The sequence below is a fragment of the Bacillus sp. AK128 genome, assembly GCF_053903075.1.
Genome location: NZ_CP096379.1, coordinates 3,679,541 through 3,704,381 on the forward strand (window position 1 = coordinate 3,679,541; position 24,841 = coordinate 3,704,381).

The 24,841-nt window shown below is 36.3% G+C and carries 32 protein-coding genes; 8 read left to right on the forward strand and 24 right to left on the reverse strand.

From position 1 onward, the window contains the following. Positions 1-23 precede the first annotated feature (23 nt). Positions 24-923, reverse strand: coding sequence for a hypothetical protein (locus tag M1D60_RS18445; RefSeq protein WP_456276293.1), 900 nt, complete (start codon positions 921-923; stop codon positions 24-26). 260 nt (positions 924-1,183) lie between these two features. Continuing rightward, positions 1,184-1,423, reverse strand: a complete 240-nt coding sequence (locus M1D60_RS18450; protein WP_456276294.1) for a Parvovirus coat protein VP1-like protein — start codon at positions 1,421-1,423, stop codon at positions 1,184-1,186. A 170-nt stretch (positions 1,424-1,593) separates the two neighbouring features. On the opposite strand from M1D60_RS18450, the gene M1D60_RS18455 reads away from it, so the two are divergent. The 6 genes from M1D60_RS18455 (at position 1,594) to M1D60_RS18480 (ending at position 4,119) form a co-directional block, all read left to right on the forward strand. Next, the gene (locus M1D60_RS18455) at positions 1,594-1,926 is read left to right on the forward strand and encodes a hypothetical protein (RefSeq protein ID WP_456276295.1); all 333 of its coding nucleotides are present in this window, start codon (positions 1,594-1,596) and stop codon (positions 1,924-1,926) included. 210 nt (positions 1,927-2,136) lie between these two features. Then, positions 2,137-2,256: a YjcZ family sporulation protein gene (locus M1D60_RS18460; protein ID WP_456276296.1), complete on the forward strand. Its 120-nt coding sequence runs from the start codon at positions 2,137-2,139 to the stop codon at positions 2,254-2,256. A 27-nt stretch (positions 2,257-2,283) separates the two neighbouring features. Further along, complete coding sequence (locus M1D60_RS18465; protein WP_456276297.1) at positions 2,284-2,427, forward strand: YjcZ family sporulation protein; 144 nt, start codon at positions 2,284-2,286, stop codon at positions 2,425-2,427. 248 nt (positions 2,428-2,675) lie between these two features. Beyond that, entirely contained in the window at positions 2,676-2,927 is a 252-nt protein-coding gene (locus tag M1D60_RS18470) for a stage VI sporulation protein F (protein ID WP_456276298.1), read from the forward strand. Positions 2,928-3,003: 76 nt separating this feature from the next. Beyond that, positions 3,004-3,204: a YppG family protein gene (locus M1D60_RS18475; protein ID WP_456276299.1), complete on the forward strand. Its 201-nt coding sequence runs from the start codon at positions 3,004-3,006 to the stop codon at positions 3,202-3,204. Between the two features lie 270 nt (positions 3,205-3,474). Then, positions 3,475-4,119: a hypothetical protein gene (locus M1D60_RS18480; protein ID WP_456276300.1), complete on the forward strand. Its 645-nt coding sequence runs from the start codon at positions 3,475-3,477 to the stop codon at positions 4,117-4,119. Between the two features lie 78 nt (positions 4,120-4,197). On the opposite strand, the gene M1D60_RS18485 is transcribed toward M1D60_RS18480, so the two are convergent. The 3 genes from M1D60_RS18485 to M1D60_RS18495 form a co-directional block, all read right to left on the reverse strand. Further along, positions 4,198-5,958: a putative ABC transporter permease subunit gene (locus M1D60_RS18485; protein WP_456276301.1), complete on the reverse strand. Its 1,761-nt coding sequence runs from the start codon at positions 5,956-5,958 to the stop codon at positions 4,198-4,200. Next, the gene (locus M1D60_RS18490) at positions 5,955-6,734 is read right to left on the reverse strand and encodes an ABC transporter ATP-binding protein (RefSeq protein ID WP_456276302.1); all 780 of its coding nucleotides are present in this window, start codon (positions 6,732-6,734) and stop codon (positions 5,955-5,957) included. Before M1D60_RS18490 ends, M1D60_RS18485 begins: the two co-directional genes overlap by 4 nt. A gap of 188 nt (positions 6,735-6,922) precedes the next feature. Beyond that, entirely contained in the window at positions 6,923-7,486 is a 564-nt protein-coding gene (locus M1D60_RS18495; protein ID WP_456276303.1) for a TetR/AcrR family transcriptional regulator, read from the reverse strand. 202 nt (positions 7,487-7,688) lie between these two features. Between M1D60_RS18495 and M1D60_RS18500 the strand changes: the two genes are divergently transcribed. Together M1D60_RS18500 and M1D60_RS18505 are read left to right on the forward strand one after the other, a co-directional pair. Continuing rightward, entirely contained in the window at positions 7,689-9,746 is a 2,058-nt protein-coding gene (locus M1D60_RS18500) for an efflux RND transporter permease subunit (protein WP_456276304.1), read from the forward strand. Beyond that, positions 9,743-11,557, forward strand: a complete 1,815-nt coding sequence (locus M1D60_RS18505; RefSeq protein WP_456276305.1) for a YhgE/Pip domain-containing protein — start codon at positions 9,743-9,745, stop codon at positions 11,555-11,557. The genes M1D60_RS18500 and M1D60_RS18505 overlap by 4 nt, the downstream gene beginning before the upstream one ends. A gap of 96 nt (positions 11,558-11,653) precedes the next feature. Here the strand turns inward: M1D60_RS18505 and M1D60_RS18510 are convergent, their stop codons facing one another. From M1D60_RS18510 to M1D60_RS18600, 19 genes are all read right to left on the reverse strand, one after another. Continuing rightward, on the reverse strand, positions 11,654-12,028 hold the full coding sequence (locus M1D60_RS18510; RefSeq protein WP_456276306.1) for a hypothetical protein: 375 nt from the start codon (positions 12,026-12,028) through the stop codon (positions 11,654-11,656). A 26-nt stretch (positions 12,029-12,054) separates the two neighbouring features. Continuing rightward, on the reverse strand, positions 12,055-12,261 hold the full coding sequence (locus tag M1D60_RS18515; protein ID WP_456276307.1) for a helix-turn-helix transcriptional regulator: 207 nt from the start codon (positions 12,259-12,261) through the stop codon (positions 12,055-12,057). A gap of 569 nt (positions 12,262-12,830) precedes the next feature. Further along, positions 12,831-13,067: a hypothetical protein gene (locus tag M1D60_RS18520; RefSeq protein WP_456276308.1), complete on the reverse strand. Its 237-nt coding sequence runs from the start codon at positions 13,065-13,067 to the stop codon at positions 12,831-12,833. A gap of 132 nt (positions 13,068-13,199) precedes the next feature. Continuing rightward, a complete protein-coding gene (locus M1D60_RS18525) occupies positions 13,200-13,619 on the reverse strand; it encodes a DUF1801 domain-containing protein (RefSeq protein WP_456276309.1) in 420 nt (139 codons plus the stop codon). Between the two features lie 95 nt (positions 13,620-13,714). Then, on the reverse strand, positions 13,715-14,098 hold the full coding sequence (locus M1D60_RS18530) for a hypothetical protein (protein ID WP_456276310.1): 384 nt from the start codon (positions 14,096-14,098) through the stop codon (positions 13,715-13,717). A 53-nt stretch (positions 14,099-14,151) separates the two neighbouring features. Next, entirely contained in the window at positions 14,152-14,496 is a 345-nt protein-coding gene (locus M1D60_RS18535) for a DUF4181 domain-containing protein (RefSeq protein WP_456276311.1), read from the reverse strand. Between the two features lie 77 nt (positions 14,497-14,573). After that, entirely contained in the window at positions 14,574-15,182 is a 609-nt protein-coding gene (locus tag M1D60_RS18540; protein WP_456276312.1) for a group-specific protein, read from the reverse strand. An 82-nt stretch (positions 15,183-15,264) separates the two neighbouring features. Further along, positions 15,265-15,720: a GNAT family N-acetyltransferase gene (locus tag M1D60_RS18545; RefSeq protein WP_456276313.1), complete on the reverse strand. Its 456-nt coding sequence runs from the start codon at positions 15,718-15,720 to the stop codon at positions 15,265-15,267. 79 nt (positions 15,721-15,799) lie between these two features. Then, entirely contained in the window at positions 15,800-16,180 is a 381-nt protein-coding gene (locus M1D60_RS18550; RefSeq protein ID WP_456279490.1) for a VOC family protein, read from the reverse strand. Between the two features lie 151 nt (positions 16,181-16,331). After that, a complete protein-coding gene (locus M1D60_RS18555) occupies positions 16,332-16,967 on the reverse strand; it encodes a hypothetical protein (RefSeq protein WP_456276314.1) in 636 nt (211 codons plus the stop codon). Between the two features lie 113 nt (positions 16,968-17,080). Further along, positions 17,081-17,305 carry a hypothetical protein gene (locus tag M1D60_RS18560; protein ID WP_456276315.1) on the reverse strand — a complete coding sequence of 75 codons (225 nt, stop codon included), beginning with the start codon at positions 17,303-17,305 and terminating at the stop codon, positions 17,081-17,083. A gap of 158 nt (positions 17,306-17,463) precedes the next feature. Further along, positions 17,464-19,509, reverse strand: a complete 2,046-nt coding sequence (locus M1D60_RS18565) for a DUF4179 domain-containing protein (RefSeq protein ID WP_456276316.1) — start codon at positions 19,507-19,509, stop codon at positions 17,464-17,466. Between the two features lie 144 nt (positions 19,510-19,653). Continuing rightward, positions 19,654-19,818, reverse strand: coding sequence for a hypothetical protein (locus tag M1D60_RS18570; RefSeq protein WP_456276317.1), 165 nt, complete (start codon positions 19,816-19,818; stop codon positions 19,654-19,656). Between the two features lie 143 nt (positions 19,819-19,961). After that, complete coding sequence (locus tag M1D60_RS18575; protein WP_456276318.1) at positions 19,962-20,588, reverse strand: zinc dependent phospholipase C family protein; 627 nt, start codon at positions 20,586-20,588, stop codon at positions 19,962-19,964. 128 nt (positions 20,589-20,716) lie between these two features. Then, complete coding sequence (locus M1D60_RS18580; protein ID WP_456276319.1) at positions 20,717-21,784, reverse strand: hypothetical protein; 1,068 nt, start codon at positions 21,782-21,784, stop codon at positions 20,717-20,719. A 5-nt stretch (positions 21,785-21,789) separates the two neighbouring features. Beyond that, positions 21,790-22,320 (reverse strand): sigma-70 family RNA polymerase sigma factor, encoded by a 531-nt coding sequence (locus M1D60_RS18585; RefSeq protein WP_456276320.1) that lies wholly within the window; start codon positions 22,318-22,320, stop codon positions 21,790-21,792. Between the two features lie 190 nt (positions 22,321-22,510). After that, positions 22,511-22,687, reverse strand: a complete 177-nt coding sequence (locus tag M1D60_RS18590) for a hypothetical protein (RefSeq protein ID WP_456276321.1) — start codon at positions 22,685-22,687, stop codon at positions 22,511-22,513. 109 nt (positions 22,688-22,796) lie between these two features. Continuing rightward, entirely contained in the window at positions 22,797-23,753 is a 957-nt protein-coding gene (locus tag M1D60_RS18595; RefSeq protein WP_456276322.1) for an ABC transporter permease, read from the reverse strand. Positions 23,754-23,757: 4 nt separating this feature from the next. After that, entirely contained in the window at positions 23,758-24,663 is a 906-nt protein-coding gene (locus M1D60_RS18600; protein ID WP_456279491.1) for an ABC transporter ATP-binding protein, read from the reverse strand. Between the last annotated feature and the right edge of the window lie 178 nt (positions 24,664-24,841).

A 24,841-nucleotide genomic window follows, 5' to 3' on the forward strand; every position in this document is an offset into this window, starting at 1 on the left:
TATTGAGGCCACTCCCTGCTTGTTTAATATACTTCTTTTTCAAAGGTTTCTCCGTTACTATACAAAACTTTCAGTACTAGTCGCATATCATCAACCTGCTCGACCTGGGTTATTTGGAAGAATCGTACATGAGGTGGATGAGACTGGTCATCTAATTCTAATTCTTCTTCTTGAATTAGTTGATCCCCTTCATACTTTAACAGATACACTTCTTCTAAGAAAATAGAGGAATCGATATTATCATTAATCAAAGTGATATCGGCATGATTATTACCAAGATGAAGATCAGCATGGATGAGTCCATAAAGGCTCGCTCCAAAGTAACCTATGTGTTCAGTAAGAATTTCACTGCTTTTTACCATGTCTTGATTGGATACAGAAACAAAGTACTTGAGTGTATGTTTATTATACTCTTCAACCTTCTTAGCTTCTTCTTCCATTTTAGATTGGTTATCCATATCCGAATTAGAAATCATCCCCACTTCCCATTGTGGTTCTATATCAAATTCTACAGGTATTTTTACTTGGAATAGTCCTTGTTGAATTTCCTCTGCTGGTAGCACTTTATAATTCTCTTCTTTTTCTCCGTACACATAATTAAATAATACTTCTGACTCACTTTGAAGCTCCTTTACCTGCCACTGAATAGCCAATTCTGATTGGTTAGCTTCTACATGATTTATATCCATTTTAAAGGAACTAATCCAGCTCTGTTCATTAATAAACTCATCCAATGTACGTTGCACTTGATTTGACTGATTGCTTACGTTACTAAGTATGTTATGTTGATTTTGAGATAAAAGATAGACTTCGTTCTCTAACTGCCCCACTTTGGATAGTAAGTTAATATTGATAATGATACTAACCAATAAAGTCAGAACCACAAACAATTTAAAGCGCTTATTAGTCTGTTCGTTCCCCAATTTTCGCCCTCCTTGAGTACCAAAATCCCTGCATATACAAAATGATGGAAATTAACCTAATAAGTATTTATTCTATCACATTTTGTTTTTCTATTGGTTAAAGCTTTAAAGAAGAGCCTTTTCTTAAATATAGACAAGTTTTCTAAACATATGGACATAATAACGATAGAGTTTTACCGGTCAACTCATTACAGAAGACATTGAATAATCTCACCCCTACTTATTTTAGTAGGGGCGCTTATTGTATGAAGCAGTCTTATCTAAAACGAACGGTTTAAATTCATTAATCTGTACATCACTCTTGCATCCCTTGCCATTTGTGAACGCTGATCTGTAAGTGGTCGAATCCGGTTTAAAAAAATATCATCACAAATTCTTCTTGAGCCGGTTCTTTGATAACAGAGATCGTGTTCACGACAAATCGCATCTAAGCGATTAACAGGAGCCCCTGGTCCACTACATCCCGGTCCACAATATCGGTAACCTGGAAAGCATGGCATAATTATCACTCCTTTATCCTTTTCTGTTCCGTATATCCTATGTTCAATAAGAAAACTTGGTTGTGAATTTGTCCCATTCCGGTCATTCTTTTATGCCCTTTTTAATGACAAATGGATGAACACCCTTCCTTTTTTGTTGTTTTTGAATATAACAGAATAAGGACAGGGAGGTGGTAAATGATGGGGATATAATAGAACTGGATTCTTATAGAAGATCGAAGGAAGTAAGGTCGATCGTAAAAGATTGGGAGCAACATGTCCTCCCAACATTTAAAGAAAATCAGTTAATTCCTCTCATCGAGAACCTGAAGCATTCACGGGAGACATACTTCAAGGCACTCAACGAATACCTCACCTTTCTCCAGAATTTCCAACTATTATTGGAACCATTAGCCTTGGATAAACTTCCAACCTCTAATATTCCAATTATTACGGCTGATCAATTGCGTTATATAGAAGAGTTAAAAAGAGTTTCGGACCATTTTTTAGAAAATAAACGATAGAATTATGTAAAAGGAGAGCAATCGCTCTCCTTTTGCCGTTCTTGGAGGAATATCTCTCTGCCTATGTGAAAAGTGTTGCTACTTTACAACAGCAACCTTTCTTTTGCCTTAGGTGATCATCCTCCTAATAAAAAATCAGCTAATACCCAAATTTCTAATTTTTAGGCATCTACCCACTCGAATCAAAGGGCGCTACATAGGATATATCGAATGCATCACTTTGGAGGTGTTAAGATGAGTGCAGTAACAGGATATGGTGCTGGATTCGCGTTGATTGTCGTATTATTTATTTTATTAATCATTGTCGGATCAGCTTACGTTGGATACTAACTCAACACTAAAAAAGGAGGAGTTTTCATGTTTGGTACTGGTTTAGGTTGCGGAGGTCACGGATTTGGATATACCGCTCCTGTAACAGGAGGTTATGGTGCAGGTAGCTCATTCACTTTAATCGTGGTTCTATTCATCTTATTAATCATCGTTGGAGCTAGCTGGGCTTAATAGATTAATAGATCATAAATGCAGTCCCTACTTTGTAGGGGCTTTTTTATATTTCCTCACCTTTGTATTTTCCATTTTAAGTGAACAGACCATTATCCTCATTTCCTACAGTAAAATGATAAACACCCCCTGCCTTCTGTGAAATATTTCTTTCCTTTAATTAGACGAACCTACTATTTAAAATGAATGTCCATACCCTTTTCAATCCCACACATATGCTATAGAAAAGGTTGAAAGGAGGGATTTATATGAGTGATATGTTTAAAGGAGTAGAAAAAAAGACCGGTGTTAAAATGCAGGATATTATGAAGGTCGCACAGTCCTTAAACGGAGCTAACCTTCAGGATGAAAAAACCATTAGAGGCCTGGTTCAACAGCTTTCCCAGATGGCGGGTAAAAAGGTTCCAAAGGAGCTTGAGGAAAAGATAGTAGATACGCTTGTTAAGAAAAAGCAACAAATTGATCCAGCTACTATCTCTAAAATGATCAATAAAAAGTAGTAATAGCCTCAAATGTTCTTGTTCTCCTCATCTTATTTTTCCCTAATAATAGAATGAAGGAAAGGAGGTTTTTATCTTGTATCCAGGTAGAAGAGGACCTTATCCTCCAAGAAGACCGCAACAACTTCCATCCCCCCAGAAAAAGCAGAACCTATTATCGCTCATCCAAGATGCTGATGGTAAGATTGACTTTAATAGAATTAACGGTACAGCTAAACAAATGAGACAATTATATAATCAATTTAGCCCATTACTATCAAGATTTTTGAAAAAGTAAGAAGCCTTCCCCGGCTTCTTACTTACGTTTAGGATTACATATGTAAAAGGAAGAGAGTGCTCTTCCCTTTTTAGTGAACAGGTTAAGACAACGAACAAATTAAATCTCCCCTAAATGAATGGCTACTATACACTCTCTTGCAATGGAGAGAATGTGTCTAAAAGCTCTGATTTTATAAGTAAATTAGAAAAATAAATGAGGCATGATGAGCTTGTAATTAAGAGAAACTATAGTTGCTTCATCAACTTAAATTTGGGGAGGTAACAAATAATGAATAACTTTAACCAAGGTTATGGTTCTAACGGCACATTTTCAAACAACTTTTCTGGAACAGATGCACAACATGTAAGACAACAAAACCAACAGTCTTTCCAGTATGGTCCTAATGGAGGCCAACAGCCATCATTCTACAACCAACAACCACAAGGGAATCAGTTCCAAGGTGGTCAGTTTGGTGGTCCTCAGGCTGTGTTCCACCAAGGGTTTGCGGGAACCGATGCACAACATGTTAGACAACAAAACCAACAATCAGCTCAAGGTGGACAACAACAGCCTTTCTATAGCCAACAACCATACAACAATCAGTTCCAAGGTGGTCAATTTACTACTGGCCCTCAAACTGGATTCCAACCAGGCTTTGCAGGGACTGATGCACAACACGTAAGACAACAAAATCAACAGTCTTACCAATATGGTCCTACAAATGGCGGACAACAACAATTCACTAACCAACAACCGTTCAGCGGTCAGTTCCAAAGTGGAGGCTTCGTCGGGGGTCCACAAACTGGATTCCACTCTGGATATGCAGGAACAGATACGCAACATGTAAGACAACAAAACCAACAATCAGCTCAAGGTGGACAGCAATATAGCGGTAATCAGTTTGGGCAAGGTAACTATTTCAGACAACAGTAAACTGAACAAAAAAAGCTGCGAAAGCAGCTTTTTTGTATTGACTATTAAACTCAAGAGTCCTCTTTTTTAAACAATCCATTATCCTCTAAAAAATCCACCTGCTTTGCCTCCACCTAAAGATGAACGACTCCCTTGCACCATTTCAATTTTAATCCCCTTATCAAATCGTCGAGCACTTGCCTTTGTCGTTAGGAAGGTAACCCCTAATGAGAAAATTACCATTAGCAGAATTCCTGAGATCCATACTGCGACAGGACTTGCAGCCTTCCACGAAAGCATCGTTGCCACTAAACCTGCTACAAACCCTATAAACCCTCCTGATTCCCTACTAATTTCCTGTACAAAACTGATTGCGTCAGTAGGAACAAGTAATAATACATAAGGGATAAACGCAAGAAGCACATATACATACGAAACGATAACTAAAATGAAACCAGAACTAAATGTAAGTCTATTTTGTGGATTGGCAGGATTATACTTTGCACCAATCGTTCCAATCCATAGCCCTAACCCGCTAATACCAGCAGTAATGACTGCCTTCATGATAATACCTCCAATGAACTGAAGAAACGTCCATTGCAAGAATAAGCCAATCACAATTTCAATCACGGTTAACACTAAGAACGGAATCAACCAACTAATCCATAGTTTCCCAACTGCAATGTCTTTTCCAGTTAGTGGTAGCATTTGTAGGATCCATAAGGAGTTTCCTTCCCTAGCAACAGTTGCGCTAGCGACGCTCCCATTGAACATTGAATAGATAAACAGGAAGATTCCTTGAGCAATCACCCATGTTACTTCACTTGGTCCTTGTAAATCACTAAGTTCTCCTCCACTCGATAGAAAACCAAATGCCCCAAACACAAAGAAGAAAATTAATGGCATAAAAACTAACCACTCGCGTAGATCACGTTTGATGGCGTACCACTCTTTTACACCAAGGGCAATTACTGGATGACGTAATCCAGATTTCTGTGAGTTCGTTCTCGATTTCTTCTTTCTTTTCCCGCTTCCTTCGCTTAGTCTAACCCAGCCTGTTCGGAAGCCGCGTTCAACAAGAGTTGATGTCACTAACATCAATACAATTGCAAGGGAGATGATCATCAGCAACGGTAAGGCAAATTGAAGTGACCCACTCATTGATTCTACAATTGCATGACTTGCCCATGCCACTGGCACCCAATCTGGAAATAATGGCAGGCCTTTTAACAGTAGATCAGTTAGTGGCTCATCGTTGACCGTGTTCGGTAACATGAATAATAAATAAACAAACACACCAGATAAAACGCTCATCACCGTCATAAATTCATTTGCTCTACTTGCCGGTACAATTTGAATGAGAATAAGATTAAATAAATAAGCAAATGACATTCCGATTATGATTACTGATAGTAAAACAAGAACGACCACAGGATAAAATAGTACATGCACATCCCAAATGATTCCGTACATAAACACTGGAACGATAAATAAAATGAACATTAACAATGGAACCCCAAAGAAACTTTGTAAATATTTCAGCCAAAATATATGCCTTGTTGGGATTGGCATCGTAAATAATAATTGTAAATCAGTAGCAGAATATAAGTTCTTAAAAACCTGCGGGAGTCCTAACAAAAGGATAAATCCGATCATCATTAAAAATCCATAGGATGCAATCCCAGCAAAAAGTGGTTCGGTAATCGAGCTTCCAATTTCTAGTACACTAGTAGAAATCAAGGCTAAGAATATCCCTAAAATAATGAGCATGAAAAAATAGCCTATGTAATTACGTGAAGGCTGTGATTTCAATGTGTTGACATAAATTCTCCATTGGTTGGCTAAGAGGACTTTCATCATCTTCCATCACCAGATATTTCATTAATTACAGCTTGTTGGTCCTCTCCACCCGTTAACTCTAAGAATATATCTTCTAAGCTTTGATTTTCATTTCCTTTACTTTCTCTTAACTCATCCATTGTTCCAAGTGCGATGATTTTTCCATCCAAAATGATTCCAACCCGATCACACATTTGTTCAGCAATTTCTAGAATATGTGTTGAAACAAATGCCGTCATTCCATCATCGCAAAGTTTTCGTAACAGGTTTTTCAAGTTTCGCGCACTCTTTGGATCAAGACCTACTGTTGGTTCATCCAAAAACAATACATCCGGCTCATGAACAAGTGCACCACATATTGCAATTTTTTGCTTCATCCCATGTGAGTAGCTTTCAATTAAATCGTTTGCCTGAGCAGTTAGATTAAAAACCTCCAACAATTCTTCTGCTCTTGCTTCATACTGTTCCTTTGGAATACGAAACACAGAGGCAATAAAATTGAGGTAATCCCAACCCGTTAATTTCGGATAAAGATTAGGTTGATCTGGAACATAGGCAATTTTCCGTTTTGCCTCGATTGGATGTTGCCAAATATCTGTACCGTAAATTTCAGCTGCTCCGCTAGTTGGCTCCAATAATCCGGTCATCATCTTAATGGTCGTTGTTTTCCCCGCACCATTTGGACCAAGAAAACCGAACAATTCCCCTTTTTTCACTTCTAAATTCAAACTTTTTACAGCATCATGATTTCTATATGATTTAGACAAGCTTGTTAGTTTAATAGCAAAATGACTCATTATATTCTCCCTTCGACTGGCTTATTTCCCACTATTGTTCTACGAATCAATTGATAAAAGGTTTCTATTAATTTACAATAACTCCCATGAACCATTTTACCAATAATTTACTCCTAATTCATTACGAATTAGTAACTATACCCCTTCATACTTTCGTCCAGTTACTTCAATAGGTATATTTTTCATTATCATATTCCTGATAAGCCTTTATTCGAAATATCGTTAATAATCCCAGCCATCTCCTTGGGCGATTTGTTTAGTCCATTTTCTAGCCATTTCTTGATGACATAAATACTTCCACTTACAATAAATAGACTTATATAATCAAACGTATCCTCATCCGCATGTATATTTGTTATCCAGTTTTTGTATATGTGTTCCTTCATGATCATCATCCCCTTTTTCTCAAAGTGGGTATCACTATTCTCACTTAGGAGTATCTGGCAAAGGTCACTTTTAACCGCTATATACTCTAGGACTTTTTCTGTCATCTTCAACGAATCTTCTTCCTTTGAGAAATTGTACTGAGTTAGGGTAGTGACCATGTCCTCGATTAACTCGTCCTCAATGGAGTATAGAAGATCGTACTGATTGGAGTAATGAGAATAAAACGTAGAACGATTAATATCAGCCACTTCACAAATTTCTTTAATCGTAATGCTTGAAATTGGTTTATCTTTCAGTAATTGGATTAAACTATCCTTTAAAACCATCTGGGTATATTTTTTTCTTCTGTCTATTTTCGAACTCAAAGTGGAACCATCCCTTCTTGTACTTTTGTGACAATTTTTCAAATTACCCAACACATCATTCTAATGTGTTGGAAACTAAACGGATGATACATAACTGTTTGTTGTATACCCAACACCGTGTCGATATAATAATAAAGTGAAAAAACAGAAGGCGCAAGGCGCTGAAGCTAGATTACTCGAAAGACTCAAGAGAGGGTGAATTATGAACAATCTATCAGCTCAGATCATAAAACATAAAAAAGCCGTAGTCATTGCTTTTGCTCTATTTACGATACTCTCAGCAATCGCTCAATTTTCTGTGTCGGTCAACTATAATATGGTTGACTATTTGCCTGATGACGCTGAATCTACGCAAGCATTGGAAGTAATGGAAAAGGAATTCACCGCCGCTGTGCCAAACACGAGGGTGATGATTCCCGACGTATCCTTACAGGAAGCACTCACCTTGAAAGAAGAGATTGCAGCCATTGAAGGTGTATCGGACATTATTTGGTTAGATGATGTTGTCGATGTAAAGACACCGCTAGAAATGGCCGATCAAGAAACGGTCGAAACCTACTACAAAAATGGGAATGCCCTGTTTTCGATAAGTGTTGAATCGGGGGAAGAGGTAAGAATTACTGATACCATTTATGAACTAATCGGTGAAAATGGTGCAATTGCTGGTGAAGCGATTAATACAGCCAGCTCCCAAAAAATGGCTGGGAATGAATCCATGTATGCAGCGATTCTTTTAGTCCCCATCATTATCTTTATATTAGTCATTTCAACGACTTCATGGGTGGAGCCTATTCTTTTCCTAACAGCAATTGGAGTCTCTGTATTAATTAACCTGGGAACTAATATCTTTATTGGAGAAGTATCCTTTGTAACACAATCAGTTGCTCCGATCTTACAACTAGCCGTTTCACTCGACTATGCCGTGTTTCTACTACATAGCTTCCATGAATATCGGAAGACAACCAATAGTCCAGAAGAAGCGATGCAGCTCGCGATGAAAAAATCTTTCCCAGCGATAACTGCTAGTGCAGCAACAACCTTCTTTGGATTTATTGCTCTTACCTTTATGGAGTTTAAAATTGGTTCTGACCTTGGAATCAATTTAGTAAAAGGGATTGTGTTAAGTTTTATTAGCGTTATGATTTTCTTACCTGCTTTAACGTTATGGTTTTATAAATGGATGGATAAAACACAGCACAAAAACTTTGTCCCAAGCTTTGAAGGAATCGGGAAGTTTATGCTTAAACTCAGAATTCCGAGCTTACTCATTGTGTTTGCGATTCTTGTTCCAGCATTTCTTGCACAAAGTAATACAGCTTTTACGTATGGTCTCGGAGAATTACCGGAAACATCACGTGCCGGAAGTGATTTCATCAAAATTAAAGAGGAATTTGGTGAAGCGACACCCATTGTTCTGTTAGTTCCAAGAGGTGATGTAGCTAAAGAGCTTGAGCTAGTTCGGGATTTAGAAGATCTTAATCATGTGACAAGTGTGATTGCTTATACGAATATGGTTGGGTCAGTGATTCCAACTGAGTATTTAGATGAGTCGATTACGAATGAATTCTATTCTGACAACTACAGCCGAGTCGTCATCAACACAAGTAAAGGTACGGAGGGAGACATTCCTTTTGCGATTGTCCAAACGGTTCAGGATACGGCTGCTAGCTATTATGGGGATGAAGCACTGAGTCTTGGAGAAAGTGTTACGTTGTACGACATTAAAAATACGGTAGCTAAAGATAATGTCGTGGTTAACGCGATTACGATCATTACAATTGCGATCGTTCTACTGGTAACCTTCAAATCGCTAACCATTCCGCTTGTGTTACTGATCACGATTCAAGCAGCTGTCTGGATAAATTTATCGATTCCTTATTTTACGGAAACACCGTTAGTCTTTGTTGGTTATCTCATTATCAGTACAGTTCAGCTAGCGGCAACGGTCGATTATGCCATCCTTTTAACAGAAGCATATCAGCACCATCGTAGGGAAATGCCTGCTTTTAAAGCGATTGTGAAAACATTGGATGAAAAAACATTCTCGATATCGATATCAGCTGCGATTTTATCGAGTGTAGGATTTATTTTATGGATTACGTCTTCCAATCCAATCGTTTCAGCTATTGGTTTACTGCTAGGTCGAGGGGCATTACTAGCCTTTATCCTGGTTATAACCCTCCTACCAGCTATGCTGTTTGTATTTGATAAGCTGATTAAAAAAACGACATATAAAGCAAATTATTACGAGGAGAAATGATGATGAGAAAAAAACAGTTACTTACAGTTGCAATGGCTTGTACAATCATCTTGCCTTCATTTCTTGTGAATGCAACAAATTCAAACGTTGTAAAAGCTGAAGCTATTCAAGGAAAGCTTATTTCGAAGGATGAAGTGGTATATGCAACACTTAACGCTCTTGGAAACCTGAATGATATCTATGTCGTCAATACATTAGATGTATCGCAGCCAGGAATGATTATTGATTATGGTGACTATAGCAGCGTCAAAAATTTAACTGATTTAACAGAAATCACACAAGACGGTCAGGTCGTTAACATTGATGCTCAAGATGGTAAGTTTTATTATCAAGGAAACATGGAAACTGATACTGAACTACCATGGGATATCACGGTTACCTACTTATTAGACGGTAAAGAAGTGGACCCAGAAGAGCTTGCTGGTAAATCAGGACATCTCGAGATCAAGATCGAAACAAGTGCTAATGAAAATGGAGATGTTGTTTTCTTTGAAAACTACCTGCTTCAAGTTTCGCTCTTACTCCCAAATACGTATGAGAATTTAGATACGACGGACGGGGTTATTGCTAATGCAGGAAAAGATAAGCAAATCACGTTTACGGTGATGCCTGCAGAGGAAAAATCTCTTACCGTCGAGGCAGATGTCACAGAGTTTGAGTTTGATGGAATTCAAATTGCAGCCCTACCATCTACTCTCCCAATTGATACGTCGGAAATGGATAGCATGACAGAAGACATGTCCCAATTATCGGATGCGATTAAGGAATTAAATGATGGTGTTGCCGAATTAGAAGATGGAATGTCCCAATTAAATGGCGGGGCCGCGGAGATTCGAAAAGGTTCTGTACAATATCATAATGGAATTGCTCAGGCTGGAGGTGGCTCTTCTGAACTAGTTGGTGGATCCAAATCAATTGGTGATGCACTTAACCAAATCAATGCTGCCCTTTCTGAGAATACGGCCGAATTAGACTTGACGAGTTTGACTCAATTGCCAGCAGGTTTGACGGAACTAGCGACTGGCCTCACTGCTACAGCAAATGGGTTATCAACCTTACAAGAGAACTACGTGGTTGCTTATCAAGCACTAGATGCGACTATTAATGGAATTCCGGATGTTCAGCTCACAGAAGAACAAATCACTGCCTTAAGAGCTAGTGGTGCTGACCCAGCAGTTGTAGATCAACTACTTGCAACCTATCAAGCCGCACAAACTGTCAAAGCTACTTATACGAAAGTAAATGAAGCCTTTTCTTTAGTTGGTCCTTCCTTGCAACAATCTAGTGAAGCCATTACGGTTATGAGTGGCAACATTACATCAATCGTAACAGGGCTCAACACTTCACTTAAGGAAATGGATTTAAGTGCAATTGAAGATTTACAAAAAGGAATTGCAGGGTTGGCTGCTAACTATGGTGACTTCCATGCTGGATTGGTGGAGTACACAAAAGGGATTAACCAATTATCTACCTCTTACAGTAGCCTACACTCAGGTATTGTGGAAATAGCACGTGGAACGGCTGGATTTGATGAAGGAATGACTGAACTCTACAACGGAACGAATGAGTTATACCAAGAAACAAAAGACCTTCCTGAACAAATGCAGGAAGAAATTAATCAGATGATCGCTGAATATGATAAATCCGATTTTGACCCCATTTCATTTGTCTCTCCTAAAAATGAAAAGGTACACTCCGTACAGTTCGTGATTAAGACGGAAAGCATTGAAATGGAAGAAGAAGAAACCGTTCAAGAAGAACCAGAAGAAGAAAAAGGGTTTTTGGATTTGTTGTTTGATTTATTTAGGTAAAGATGGCAGAACCCTATTCTAATTATTAAGTAAAAACGGGCTTGGAGAAATTAATCTCTAGGCCCGTTTTTTATCATCTACCTTGAATTCACCCGACTACATCCTCTTTGACAGGATGATCCAATTCGTCCAGATTGAAACTATTATAACTGAAATTAAGACTCTAACGATTTCTAAAGAGCTTAATGCCAGCAAGTTTAATTGAATCATAAGCATTAAGACGATTAACATAACCAAAACAATAAAGATGGAGTAATACATACCCTTCTGTCTAATCGCATCTATTCGCTCATCTTTATGCTTAAATTGTGGATAAAGGTGACTAATTGCAAATGTCATATAGGCTAGTGAACCCCAATTGATGAGTTCAATGATCGAAACAGAGGTTGTCATAAAGAAAAGGACAAATCTAACAATAAAAATAAATGAAATGAGTAAACCTGCAATGAAAAAACTCTTTTGAGATACCATTTTGAACCTCCTTGTTTTATAACAAATTATTTATAATCTGTTTCCTCCAAGATAAAAATGTTTTCTACATTTGTTTTAAATAGTTCAGCAATGATCATTGCTAATGGCAGAGAGGGGTTATATCTACCCTTTTCAATAGAAATAATGGTTTGCCTGGATACCCCTAACTTTTCAGCTAATGAGTCTTGGGAATAACCGAATTTCTTTCTGTATTCACTCATTTTATTTTTCATATCCTCACCACCTATTTAACAAGATTATATAGTAAAGTTTACTTTACGTAAAATAAACTTTACATTTAGTTTATTTTACAGTTCCTTCTTTATTTTAGAAACCATTTATTCAAACAAAAGAGGCTGGAACAAAACCTATTACACCAGTCTCAAAGCCGAATAATCTCTAAATTAGTCTGCCGATTAAATATAATACTGTTTTCAGTTTCTTTCATACTTATTAACCAGTTAAGTTGGAAAAACAGGGTTGTTCCATTGCGCTTCAGGCACTCGCTTTCCGCGGGGCGGGCGGTGAGCCTCCTCGGCTTCGCCTGCGGGGTCTCACCTGTCCCGCTACTCCCGCAGGAGTCGAGTGCCTTCCGCTCCATTCCACTAGGTTATAAAAATAGTTATGCAAAACCAACAAATTAATTGAAGGGAAAAAATAAAGACCCGAACTAGTAGGTGAAAGATACATCAAAGTATCGCCTAATAGTTCGGGTTTATCACTGGCTGAAATACTTATGTCACAAGGCTCCTAACATCAATCTCGGTTGTTTCATTTTTTTACTTGTAGTCACCAGATTAAGTTACTTTTTAATTGTTTTGAAGAATAGTTGAGATAATGAGTAGGAAAGTGTCGCAATCAATAAAGTTATCAACAACGGAATGAATGAAGTATTTCCAAATGTAACTTCCTGACTGAAGCTATTATTCATGGAAGATAATTCAGGAGTATAAAGAGCTGTCAGGAAGAACCCTGATAAAATCTGAGCGACTACATACAACAGAACAAAACTTAAGATAAATACAAAATATTTTTTCAATTCTTTCACTCCCTTTTACTTCTCTACGAAACAATCTTGGTAAGGTTTCATTTATGACGTAAAAATTCACAAAATAACGTTATTACTTCAATAATCATTCTCTTAGTTGTGTGTATCCAAAAAAGAAGTTCATTAATCTGGATAGGTGTCTTTTAAGAACTTTATTGATTGCAGAATTAACTCCTTTAACACTTCCGTATCGATATCATCGATTTTGTTTATGTATACACAAGCTTTTCCGGTTGTATGTTTCCCGAATTTTTGTAGTAGGTGCTCCCTGTTTGTATCACCTGTAGCAAAATATAGACTGATTTTTGCTTTCCTAGGTGAGAAACCTACTAAAGGTGCGTCCCCCTCATGCCCAGAAGCATATTTATAATGATACGAACCAAATCCAATTATACTTGCTCCCCACATTTTAGCTTCATATCCCGTAGTCTCTGCGAAAATATCTAAAAGCTTATATGCATCTTCCCGTTTTTTAGGATGATCCACCTTTTCAATAAACTCTATTACGTCCAGGTCGTTTTCTTTTGTTTTGAGTTCATACATGTACACTCACTCCTTCTTATATCTCCATTTTTGTTCATTAATAGTAGTTTTATCATTTTGATTGGGTTATAAAACTAAGATCTCTCCAACATATTTTAACCTTCAATCAAAGCATGGTAATCAACTAACTCTCCATCTACTTCTACTATAATGATAAAAGGCGCATCTCCCTTTTGGTATTCCTCGTCTGCTGAAAATACTTCTGTTCCTTTTGGTAGTTTACTTGCGTAGAGATTTCGATACCACAGAGTATTAGTAGTTTTCGCTTTGATCACACCTATTTTTGCCCCTTTGGAATAGCCTCCCTCTGGTTGGTTAAAGTTCGTCATATTTCTTGAGTAAATTAAACCGTCTAACTTAATAATATCTGCATCCTTATTTTCCTCTAAAATATCCTGTGCTGTTGGATTACCTGTAGAGGCAGTACTACATCCTGACATTAACAAACATAATAATATAACCAACTTGATGTGCTTCATAATCATCTCCTCATAGCTTTAATGTGTTCTTGACACATACACAACTGATCTACCTAAAAGAAGATATAGGCAATAACACCTAAGACAAACCAAAAACTTGCATCTAGCAAATAATTTAAATATAGTTTTGTTTCTCTTTGGAAAATAAGTTTCTCAATAGTAAACAGTATGTTTATCAGTGTACCTGCGAATGGGAATAGTAGAAATAAATTAACCTCCGGAAAAATAAACGGTAGTAGGATAATAAGTATAAAGATGATATAAAACAATGTAGCGAAACCTTTATGATCATGTTTATACCAAGTCCAACCTCTTTTTGGCGTGTTCAGCTTTCTTTGCATCACTTTATCAATGATAAAAAAACAAATGATAGCAATAGTAATTAATATAAAACCCATAATAGCTCTCCTAAAACAAAATTAATGTTAATACTTCCGATGATCACTCTAGTACTCTAAACTGACATAACGAAAGGTTAGGTGATATTACAACACTTTAATAAACTCGATATGACCTCTGGACGCTTTTTGGGAATGAATATATCTTCAATTGGCAGGACTGTATACCAAGAATGTTCAGTTCTCCCTGTTATCAATGGTTGATCAAATAGTAAATCAATTTTCAGACGTTTATTGGCATGTATAGAGGTAGAAAGTTCTTTATAAACCTTATTCATTCGGTCATGATCAAACACACTTTCAATGGCTATCTTTCCATAAATTCCGTCCCACCAAGCTAAAAAGGATTTAACACTTTCTGAATAACCAAATTCACCTTTTTCATTGTTCGAAAATAGTTTTTGATAGAGTGCTTGATCATACTTTAAGATAGCATTATGATCATACAAACCACTTTGAAAATTTTTATTTACAGCCTCTCTCCACACTTCTATAAAGGTCATTTTAAAACCTTCATCTACTATCCCACACATTGAAAAATCAATATATGGAAACTTAGGTCTTTCATCGTCATCCAATTTACTATTTAGATAAATGTTTTGAATATATATTAAGTAATTTAACGAGTAAGGGGTATTTACTTCGATTTCAAAACCACTATGTATTACTTCCTGATTTCCCTCCATATGATTACTCATCTCCTAATAATTTCTATCTATTAAACCTATCATCCTCTTAAAGAGAGAGTTCTAATAGACTTTTGATTAACTACCTATGTCCATCTTTCCGAGCTTGAATATAACCGTAATACGCACAAGTTCCATTTTGGGTTAGGTCTTTTACCTCAAAACCACATTGCTCATAGAAGCTGAAATTATTAGCGGATGTATGTGCAAACCAATCTCCATGTGGAAGTTTTTGAACACAAAGTTCCACGAGTTTTTTTCCAATTCCTTTTCCACGATATTCTGATAAAACCACTAAATCCATGATGGTAGCAGCCATAATTTGATCTGAGAGAACTCTTACCATCCCAATCATCTTGTCATAATCCCAGACAGTAAATGCCCAAGTTGAATTTTTAAATATAAGGGTAAACTTCTCTTTTTGCCAATCTGGAGTATTTCTTGACCATCCCGCATCTTTAAAAAGAGCTTCCACATAATCAGCCGGAACACCATCGGTTCCTTCTCTTATGACTAAGCCTTTGAAATATTGATACATCTTGAATCTCCTTTTTTCAGTTTATTTATACATCTAGGTACTTGTTTAACTATTAAAAGGTTTACTTTGAAACAAGACATTATGGTTGGCAAACCCCTAATGGATTATCGTCAGGGTCATAGAAAGTAAAAAACTTTGTAGTCCCTTCTCCACTCATTTTGTTTACTTTTACATTCCTAGAGCGTAATAGGCGATAAGTTTCTTCTATATCATCAGGAATAAAATTATAGTATTTTCCCACTCCAAAGTTATTCTCCGGAAACTTCATGGGTTGATGGTTTAACGTCTTAACCAGACAAACTACCGTTTGAGCTTGCTCGCCAATCTTCATGACAGCAGCATCTTCTTCCATATAAATGAGTTGAAAACCAAGAATTTCCTCATACCAGCTTGCTGAAAGTGCTGGATTTTTTACTGGTATAAAGACTCCTTCCATTCCCTTAAGTAGCGGTTTAGTCATAATTGCAATCCCCCTCAAATTAACATCATATATAAACATTCGATTAGTCATTGCGTAACCCTTCTTAGAATAATAATTCAGTCAATTTCCTTTCAAACAAAAACAGCTTCTAATCCTTTGATTAGAAACTGTTCTGCTAGGTACCTTTTAGCTATTCTCCCGCCATATAGCCAATTACTTTGTTTGTACTCTCATCAACCAATATAACTGGAGTACCTACAACAGAATTCGCATGATCTTCAAAAGAAATCTTGAATACCTCTTTCCCTTCATAATTTTTATCTAATAGTACATAGTCTTTATTAGCGATCATTTTACTGACAGCGGCACTTTCCCATTCTTCCATAGCTCGATCATTCCACCCCTGTTCTCTTAAGTAATTCCAAGCAATTTCTTTGATTTTCATATAATCAACTGAAATCATTTCATTCATCTGTTGGGCTGAAAGTTCAGATAAATTATAAATCGTATGTGAATCTTCAATATTCATAATGGTTCCAGATTTCCCATCAATCCAAAGGAAAAATGTTTCATCCCCGATAGCCACTTTATATTCAGGGTCTGCCATATTAACAACACCTGATTGTTTTTCTGCTTGAACTACTGCTTCTTTAATCATTTCGATTGTTTCTGTATCTTCAAAAACCATCTCTTCGGAAGGATTGTCCATTGGAGAAATGGTGATCTTGTTGTTAGCTTGTAAAATATTTTCCTCATGACCTTGCTGGCAGCCAAATAAAACTATGGACACAAGAAATAAAGAGAAGATAATATTCAATTTTTTCATAGCGCAACATCCTCTCTTATTGCCTTTATAAGTTAGACGAAACAGCTACTTTTTAGTTTCAAATCTACTGACTTTTTTATCCCTACAAGTTTTCACAGCAACTCATAACCATTCTACAATTCTTTTTTTATGGAAATTACTTTTGGTCTTCCCTCGATTAGTCTACTTACTTTACCTACTTTATTTTTATAAAAAATTTTAATATTTAAGTCGATAAGTGCACCTGCAATTAATCCAAGAAATATATTGGTAATTGAGAAACCCGGATTTTCCAATTCAAAAAGTAAAGCTAACACAAAGAAAACAATGCTAAAGAAAAACCCACTTCTAATTGGCATATTCTACATTCCTCCTTTTATTAAATGGAATAATATAACAGTTCTATTAAATGATGAAAAACCCTTTAAATATTTTCATACAAATGTATATTGTTCTAAACAGAGCCAAATAAAAAAGGCCTCGAGAATGTTATCTCTAAGCCCTTCTTATGGATGGATTAATCTAACTCTACATCCACACTTTCATCTATATATTTTCTAAAATCATAACCATGTATTAGAAGCTTTGTAGGAAACGTTTGTTCAACATTAGAATCTCTTATTAATTCTATTTCATACTTAATTGGATAATAGGTGGGTTGTTCCTTATTAGCTTCAAAGATTTCATAATAGTTATACTCGTCTTCTTTAAGTTCCTTGCCTTCACGATCAATCATTACCCACTCAACATGGTTATAATTCATATTGAGCATCTCAGATTCGTTATCCGTGCGAAACTCAAAGTTCAGAGATTCATATCGTCTATCCCTTGGGGGTGGAAGGGTAAGGATAAATTTCGTTTGATTTCCGTTGTTTTCGCTCTCTAAGGTGAGAGGATGATCTAGATATTCAAAGGTCTGTATAGAGTTTTCATTAGCATTTAGGTCAAAAGATACCTCATCTCCCACTCCATAGTGGATAGAGCTAAAATAGATGTTAATATCCTTAGACTTTTCAAAATAAAGTGAGTCAAAACTTTTTATGTAAGCACCGCTTTGATCATCCATATTATAAAAATTATAGAATGGAGCTTGGCTATCACCTTTCACAATACGATCAAGATGAATATCGTGAACGAAACCACTTTCTTCCGTATAATGTTCATAAATGTATTGAAGCATGGTAACCGTTGGCGCAAAAATGATCTTTTCAATGGTGACTGGGGTTCCGTCAACTTCAACTTCCTGATTGACGATATGTTCAATGGAAGCTTGTTTAGTCACTGGTATTTCGACGCTCCAATCACCTTCAAGACCTTCCACCTGATAGTTTTCATACAGCTCACTAAGCTCTCCGTTTACTTCTGTTAGCCTTGATACCTTAAGCTTTATAGTCCCACTTTCGTCAGAAATAGGTAATAGACTAAGCTTACCACTAAATACTTTTTTCTCTCCTCGCTCTATGATCTTACCTTCAAACGGCAATCTAGCTAAATGATGATTCTGGGAGCTAAAAACTTCACTCTCATTTTCAATGTATATCCCCTCAAACATATTAATTGCATATTTTTGTTGTTCATTCTTCGTATCTTCTACCTCATAGAATATAAGTGTCTGGTAATCATCCGCAATCGCCGTTTTAATGGTTACTTTCACACCGTTATGTTCTGACACAATGTTTAATGGCTCTCCCAATCCACCTTTTAAGTAGGCTAGCATTTCTTCATCTTCTGATTGATTCCAGTCAAGCCAGGTATAATACATGTAATTAAATCCATTGGACACAACCCCTAGAAGAATCACCATAGCTAAAATAGAGGCGATAGCTGTACTTTTTATAATCCGTTTCTTTCTTTGATTCTCACTCTTCTTAACAGCCGCCTCTATAAACTCACTAACACCATCCATAATTGTAGAGGGTGCCATGAATTCATCCAACTCGCTGCAGAGGGTTAAATAAGCTTGTTGAAGCAAATACAATCTATTATTACAGCTATCACACTTATGTATATGTATTTCCAGTGCGATTTGATCTCTTCTTCCTAACGTCATGTCTAGATAATCTACAAAACTAGCTTGATACCGAATGCAAGACTCATTTTCGGAGCTGTCTTCCACTTCATCTTGAAGTAATTGAATTCCCGAAAGCAGATGTGATTTAACCGTTTCAATAGGAATTTGGAGCAGATCGGAAACTTCATCATAAGGTAAATGTAGTATATATTTTAATATAATGGCATCTTTATAACTTTCGTTCAATTGACTTAACTTTGTAAGTGTTTCTCCCTCTAACGAATTAAATTCATTCGTAGAAACTTCCTTACATTCCTTTATAAAAAGATGGGTAAACGAAGTATTTACACTACCTTTTAATGGTTGCTTCTCTTCCAGTAGCTCTTTGATTACTCTATTAAAAACGACCTGAACTTGTTGGTCATCTTTTAAATAGAGTAAAGCTGCTTTATAAAATTCATCTTTTTTCGAATCCAACCAATCTATCAATGAACTTACGTCAATTTTTCTAGTTTTTTCTTTCATAAATGGGTTTATCTCTGTTCCATTCACTTTACTCTCTCCCCATACAACCTACTTCACTTTCCCACTATATTCGACGAAAGAAGACAGAATCCTCCCTTTTGCCACACCTAGTGTGATAAGTGAGAAGTTGATCAAACCTTCCAAGTGCTACTTTAGAGTAGTTAGTTTTGCTTATTCATGTGGAAACCAATAGTAATAACTTAATACTAAAATGCTGACTAGCATGATGATTCCGGTGTGTTTCGTTTTTCGTTTATTAACATCCTTGCCAAAAAAGAAATAAAGTGAAAACAGAACATATACAACATACGCTGATCCTTTTAATAAAAAGTCCATATTCCCTCCTAGAACTATTTTTTACTACTATATTCACAGGAAAGGAAACTAATATCTTCTTTTAAATTTTTGAGACTAGTTAAAGTGAATCATATTTAGTTGAAGCAAACTATTCTAAAATGAGTGGTATCGTCACTCTGTATCTATTTGGTAAAAAAGGGCTTAACTTTCAGTAACCCCAGATTAACGGATGTCTCTAAATAACCGATTATTTGATCAAACGTAAACACAGTAAGTTGCTCATTTATTACTTCCTTACCATACTCCATGTCTCCTAAGACATAAGGAACAAATTGTCTTACATCGTCTGATTTAACCTCTTCCAAATCTACTATTGAAGGAAAGTGCTCAAGTGCCTTTCTAAGCTCATTAGTAAAACCATAGTATTCTAATAATCTTCCGTTTAATATTCTAAAATCATTATGATATAACTTATATAATTCTTCATCAGCATCCATTCTGTTTTTTAACCAAGAGAGATAAAAGCCTTTAAGCCATAGATCATCAGCAAGCAAATGTGTATAGTACCCCAGTATATAGTGATTTTTATTTTCTACATGCACCTTATACTTATGTAAAAACCCTTGTTCATCGACTCTTCTTGAACAGTCCTTTACGTCACCTATAAAGAAATGTGATCGGTTCTTTTCTTCAAATGAAAAAACGGCATCCGCTGCAATACTCCCTAGCAAAAATGATGTTTTATCTTCTATTTGTAAAGATTCTGCAATTTTATTACCAATGATTAAATGCATGATTCTAGAACCCAACACGATAACCTCCTTTTAGGATATTTTAACATTATTCCTAATTAATGGTTTAATAATTCCAACAGTAATTAGATAAGAAAAGAGCGACCTTCATCTTGAAGAATCGCTCCACTACCAAACTTCATTCTTTACTTAAATGACTCCCCCACTTGAATCATGGTTTCTTTTGAAAGTAGTTTACTTGAGGTAAATGTATAAGCTATCTCCTCTTCTTCCAACCATTTTAACATGTACCCTTCGATATAAAGACCTTTGTGACCACTAATACTTACTTCTTCTTCCTTCATATTTACTTGAGTACTAAAGAATAGTTCAGGAAGATCTATTATTCCAGACCTTACTGTAAAAATCTCACCATTTTCTCCATTTAGCACAATAGAGATATCTTTTGGTGCATATGGATTATTGGGATCTCCTTCAATAATTTCATAGTTAATAATTTCCACAGGAAGTTTACTAGGTAGTTTGTGTTCTATCCCTTTATTTTTTAGTTCGGCTGCTAAATCCTCAAAGTTATAATCTACTAGTTCTAGGTTGGGATCCAGTAAATATTCCGGAGCTTCTTCCTCTTGGTTTTCTGGAATATATAGGATGACATCGCCGTAGACCTCACCATCTAGTACCACTTTATATTTCCAATACCCACTAAGAGGTGTATTCGCTTCAAAAGTAAATCTCTGTAAACTATCGTACCCAGGAGAAGATTCAGTGATCAGTTTTGGAGGACGTATAGTTATTTGCATGCCCGTGTCTTTATGAGTAGCATAAATCGCCATTGTCTTTCCTTCAAATGTTTCAAATGGTTCTGTAAAACTAACCATATAGCCGTAGGATTTTTTTGTAGTTGCAGTAAGAGCTGGGTCTGGAAAAATAGTGAACAATACTTCCCCATCCTTCACAAACTGATTGCGTGGCTCCCAATCCTGTTCAATCATTCCTGGGCTAGTTCCGCCTTGAGAAGGTTCTGGATTCACTGGAGGTTTCGTTAATTCAACAGTCAGCATAAAGGCTGCAAATGCAATCGTTATAGGTGTAATGGCAAATAGTAAATAATTTTTTAGTTTACTAGGTCTTACAATTTCTTTAGCTTGTATCACATGTTTAATCTTTGCCTTCTGAATATCTGTAAAATGTCTTCCTTTATGAGTGGAAGAATCCATTGCATTACGTAAATTTGTTAGCTTTTCGTTCACCATCCTCTTCACTCCTTTTCCAATATTTCTTTTAATTTTAATCGTCCTCTATTAAGTCTAGTTTTCACTGTGTTCTGGTTTAGTTCCAGTAAATCACTGATTTCTTCTATCGATAACTCATCGTAGTAATAAAGGATGATTACTTCCCGATATTTTACTGACAGGGATAGAACACTTATTGATAAATGTTCTTCTTCACTTCGATGAAGTAGCTCCATCTCTGGTGTACGTTCTTTAGATGAGAAAAAACGAAACAGATTTGAATCATAGATTACCTTTTTCATATAGGAGCTTTTCAACGTATCTTTACATTTATTAATCGCAATTTTATAAATCCATGATTTTAAATAGGCAACCTGATCAATATGTTCAAATTGTTTATAGCAAGTAACAAAAACATCCTGCACAATATCCTCTGCTAAGCTCCAATCCTTCACGTAATTGTAGGCAAGCTTAGTAAGTCTCTCCCCGTATTCATCCATCGTTTGCTCGAACCAACGATCCTTGTCCTCAAGTTCATGTCTATTGCTGTCATTCAAAAAGTTTCACCTCTTTTCTGCTAATGCTAAGACGACTAAATATTGATTTGGTTTCATTTTTTTTATTTTGACATATAAATAGCAAACTAATTAACAACAATACTTTAACACACAAAAAGCTTGGGATATCCCAAGCTTTTTGTGTTTGAATGTGCTGTTCTAATCAATTAAAGACCTTTTAGTCGTATATTTAATACCCTTTATTATCTCTGTTCGAGCTGTTTCTTTCTTTCAGCATTTCCAACTCAATTTGTTTCTCTTTCAAATCAATTTCTCTTAATTTTTGCTGATGCTTCAATTTATTCTTATGAGCATAATAAGTTAGAGAAAATGCAACAATCAATGGTAACCAGAGCCATTCCAACATGATGTCCCCCTCTCGTTCGTTAACTAAGAGCTGCGATATTAAGCTTTCAACACGCTACCGGAACTACTTACTATTATTAGGTAAATACTCTTTTTATACGATCACTGTTTTACGCAGCAACATCCCTCTTACGAAACACACTAAAGGCAAGCAAATGAAACACAACAAAGTATAGGACTAACATGATTACAGAGAAAGTAAGTGTCATCCCTTCTATTGGTGGTACACCGTCAAAGTAGACGGACAGATTGGTGTTTGCAAATAAGATATATTTTGTCCATTCAAATCTGCTTGCTAGCACCATCGTAGCTGTTCCACCCATGAAAAAGAGGAATAAAGAGATCCCTATCGCAAGAGAACTGTTACGGAAAACCGCTGAAATCATAAACGCCATGGTTGCAATCATTAAGATATCAATGGAGCCTAAGAAATATTGTCCGATTAGGTGGAGTGCAATATTTCGTTCAACGACCTCACCATTAGCATAAGCTAAATGAGGTACTTCACTTGATGGCATCCCAAATAGTAAAAGTCCAACTAGACTAGACATGGTATAAATAATAGTGAGTAAAAGTAAACCAAATAAGACAACTGTAAGATATTTTGATAGTAAAATCTTCGATCGACTTAGTGGTCTGATTAAAAGTAATTTCACCGTACCCCAGGAGAACTCGGAAGCAACGATACCCGCTGCAATAATAATTGTAAATAGCCCGGCAAAGCTAATGGCTGCCTTTGCATCGTTAACAAATGACCACACATGCTTTTCCGTTTGTGGAGCGATTTCGTGCTCGAGCTGGTATTCCTTTATAGCAATTTCTCGTTCATAAAACATTTTAAGGTTCGAGTTTATACCGCCCATCTCACTTAAAGATTGTTTATCGTACTCAATCTGTGTTTCTAGTTCCTGCTTCCAACTGGAGTTATTCATTGGCTGTGAATGCGACTCTTCATACTTATTAATTCCGGCATAAGCTAAGATGAAAAGAACCACTAGCCCAATCATGACATATGTACCAGGTCTTCTAAAAATTTTCACCCATTCATTTATGATTAATTTACCCAATGTCCTACTCCCCCTTACCCGCTGTTATTTCGAAAAAGCGATCCTCTAATGATTTTGAAACTGGAAATGCACTATAAACATCAATATTGGAATGGATTAATTTCTGCATAAGTGCCGGAATTGTAGCTTTTTCAACCTCAATGGTAAAACCCTTTTCTACAATCGTTGCGTTAAATTCCTCTTGTAACCAACCTTCAGCTTCTCCTAGAATTCCTGTTTCAAAGGTATACATTAGTTGGTCATTTTGTACAAAGTCACGGACCTGCTGTACATCTACTAAACTTCCATTTTGGATAATCGCAATTCGATCACACATCATTTCCATTTCCGATAATAAGTGGCTCGATACAATTACACTTAATCCCTTTTCCCTGGTAAGCATACGCAGATGATCTCGAATTTCTCTTATACCTGCAGGATCCAAACCATTTGTTGGTTCATCTAAGATTAATAGCTTCGGACTATGTAATAAACATTGCGCTAAACCAAGGCGCTGCCTCATACCTAATGAATAAGTTCTCACTTTATCATTTATTCTAGCTGTTAACCCAACAAGCTCAACCACTTCATTGATCTTTTCTTTTGTAATTCCTTTATGCATTCGAGCGTATTGAAGGAGATTTTGGTAACCTGATAAAAACTTGTACATTTCTGGGTTTTCAACAATCGCACCGATGTTGCTGACTGCTCCTTCAAAATCCTTCTTTATGCTTTTCCCACAAACAACGATATCACCTTCTGTAATTCCCATGAGACCCACAATCATTCGAATGGTCGTTGTTTTCCCTGCTCCATTGGGTCCTAAGAAACCAAAAACCTCTCCTTCTGTAACCGTAAAACTAATACCATTAATAATGCTCTTCCCTTTAATCGTCTTTTTGACGTTATCTAATGTCAGAACCGGTTTCATCATCTTCCTCCTACATCTCTGTTTTGTAGTACATAAGTCCAACCTCTTCTTATTACTGAATTTCCTTTTTTATCCTTATTTATATCTACGGCTGACCTTCCATTTGGTTTCACATAAACCTAAAAAGGGTTTCTTAATGAGCAAAAAAAAACACCCCATGGGTTAGTGTTTTCTAACA

Bases quoted from the DNA above. Each gene is read 5' to 3' on its own strand.
- M1D60_RS18535 (WP_456276311.1), bottom strand. From the start codon at position 14,496: ATGGGTTTTATATTAATTACTATTGCTATCATTTGTTTTTTTATCATT.
- M1D60_RS18530 (WP_456276310.1), bottom strand. From the start codon at position 14,098: ATGAAGCACATCAAGTTGGTTATATTATTATGTTTGTTAATGTCAGGA.
- M1D60_RS18555 (WP_456276314.1), bottom strand. From the start codon at position 16,967: ATGAAAAAATTGAATATTATCTTCTCTTTATTTCTTGTGTCCATAGTT.
- M1D60_RS18500 (WP_456276304.1), top strand. From the start codon at position 7,689: ATGAACAATCTATCAGCTCAGATCATAAAACATAAAAAAGCCGTAGTC.
- M1D60_RS18560 (WP_456276315.1), bottom strand. From the start codon at position 17,305: ATGCCAATTAGAAGTGGGTTTTTCTTTAGCATTGTTTTCTTTGTGTTA.
- M1D60_RS18590 (WP_456276321.1), bottom strand. From the start codon at position 22,687: ATGTTGGAATGGCTCTGGTTACCATTGATTGTTGCATTTTCTCTAACT.
- M1D60_RS18540 (WP_456276312.1), bottom strand. From the start codon at position 15,182: ATGGAGGGAAATCAGGAAGTAATACATAGTGGTTTTGAAATCGAAGTA.
- M1D60_RS18550 (WP_456279490.1), bottom strand. From the start codon at position 16,180: ATGACTAAACCGCTACTTAAGGGAATGGAAGGAGTCTTTATACCAGTA.
- M1D60_RS18460 (WP_456276296.1), top strand. From the start codon at position 2,137: ATGCATCACTTTGGAGGTGTTAAGATGAGTGCAGTAACAGGATATGGT.
- M1D60_RS18485 (WP_456276301.1), bottom strand. From the start codon at position 5,958: ATGATGAAAGTCCTCTTAGCCAACCAATGGAGAATTTATGTCAACACA.
- M1D60_RS18510 (WP_456276306.1), bottom strand. From the start codon at position 12,028: ATGGTATCTCAAAAGAGTTTTTTCATTGCAGGTTTACTCATTTCATTT.
- M1D60_RS18515 (WP_456276307.1), bottom strand. From the start codon at position 12,261: ATGAAAAATAAAATGAGTGAATACAGAAAGAAATTCGGTTATTCCCAA.
- M1D60_RS18545 (WP_456276313.1), bottom strand. From the start codon at position 15,720: ATGTATCAATATTTCAAAGGCTTAGTCATAAGAGAAGGAACCGATGGT.
- M1D60_RS18470 (WP_456276298.1), top strand. From the start codon at position 2,676: ATGAGTGATATGTTTAAAGGAGTAGAAAAAAAGACCGGTGTTAAAATG.
- M1D60_RS18480 (WP_456276300.1), top strand. From the start codon at position 3,475: ATGAATAACTTTAACCAAGGTTATGGTTCTAACGGCACATTTTCAAAC.
- M1D60_RS18570 (WP_456276317.1), bottom strand. From the start codon at position 19,818: ATGGACTTTTTATTAAAAGGATCAGCGTATGTTGTATATGTTCTGTTT.
- M1D60_RS18490 (WP_456276302.1), bottom strand. From the start codon at position 6,734: ATGAGTCATTTTGCTATTAAACTAACAAGCTTGTCTAAATCATATAGA.
- M1D60_RS18465 (WP_456276297.1), top strand. From the start codon at position 2,284: ATGTTTGGTACTGGTTTAGGTTGCGGAGGTCACGGATTTGGATATACC.
- M1D60_RS18525 (WP_456276309.1), bottom strand. From the start codon at position 13,619: ATGTATGAACTCAAAACAAAAGAAAACGACCTGGACGTAATAGAGTTT.
- M1D60_RS18600 (WP_456279491.1), bottom strand. From the start codon at position 24,663: ATGAAACCGGTTCTGACATTAGATAACGTCAAAAAGACGATTAAAGGG.
- M1D60_RS18450 (WP_456276294.1), bottom strand. From the start codon at position 1,423: ATGCCATGCTTTCCAGGTTACCGATATTGTGGACCGGGATGTAGTGGA.
- M1D60_RS18505 (WP_456276305.1), top strand. From the start codon at position 9,743: ATGATGATGAGAAAAAAACAGTTACTTACAGTTGCAATGGCTTGTACA.
- M1D60_RS18580 (WP_456276319.1), bottom strand. From the start codon at position 21,784: ATGGTGAACGAAAAGCTAACAAATTTACGTAATGCAATGGATTCTTCC.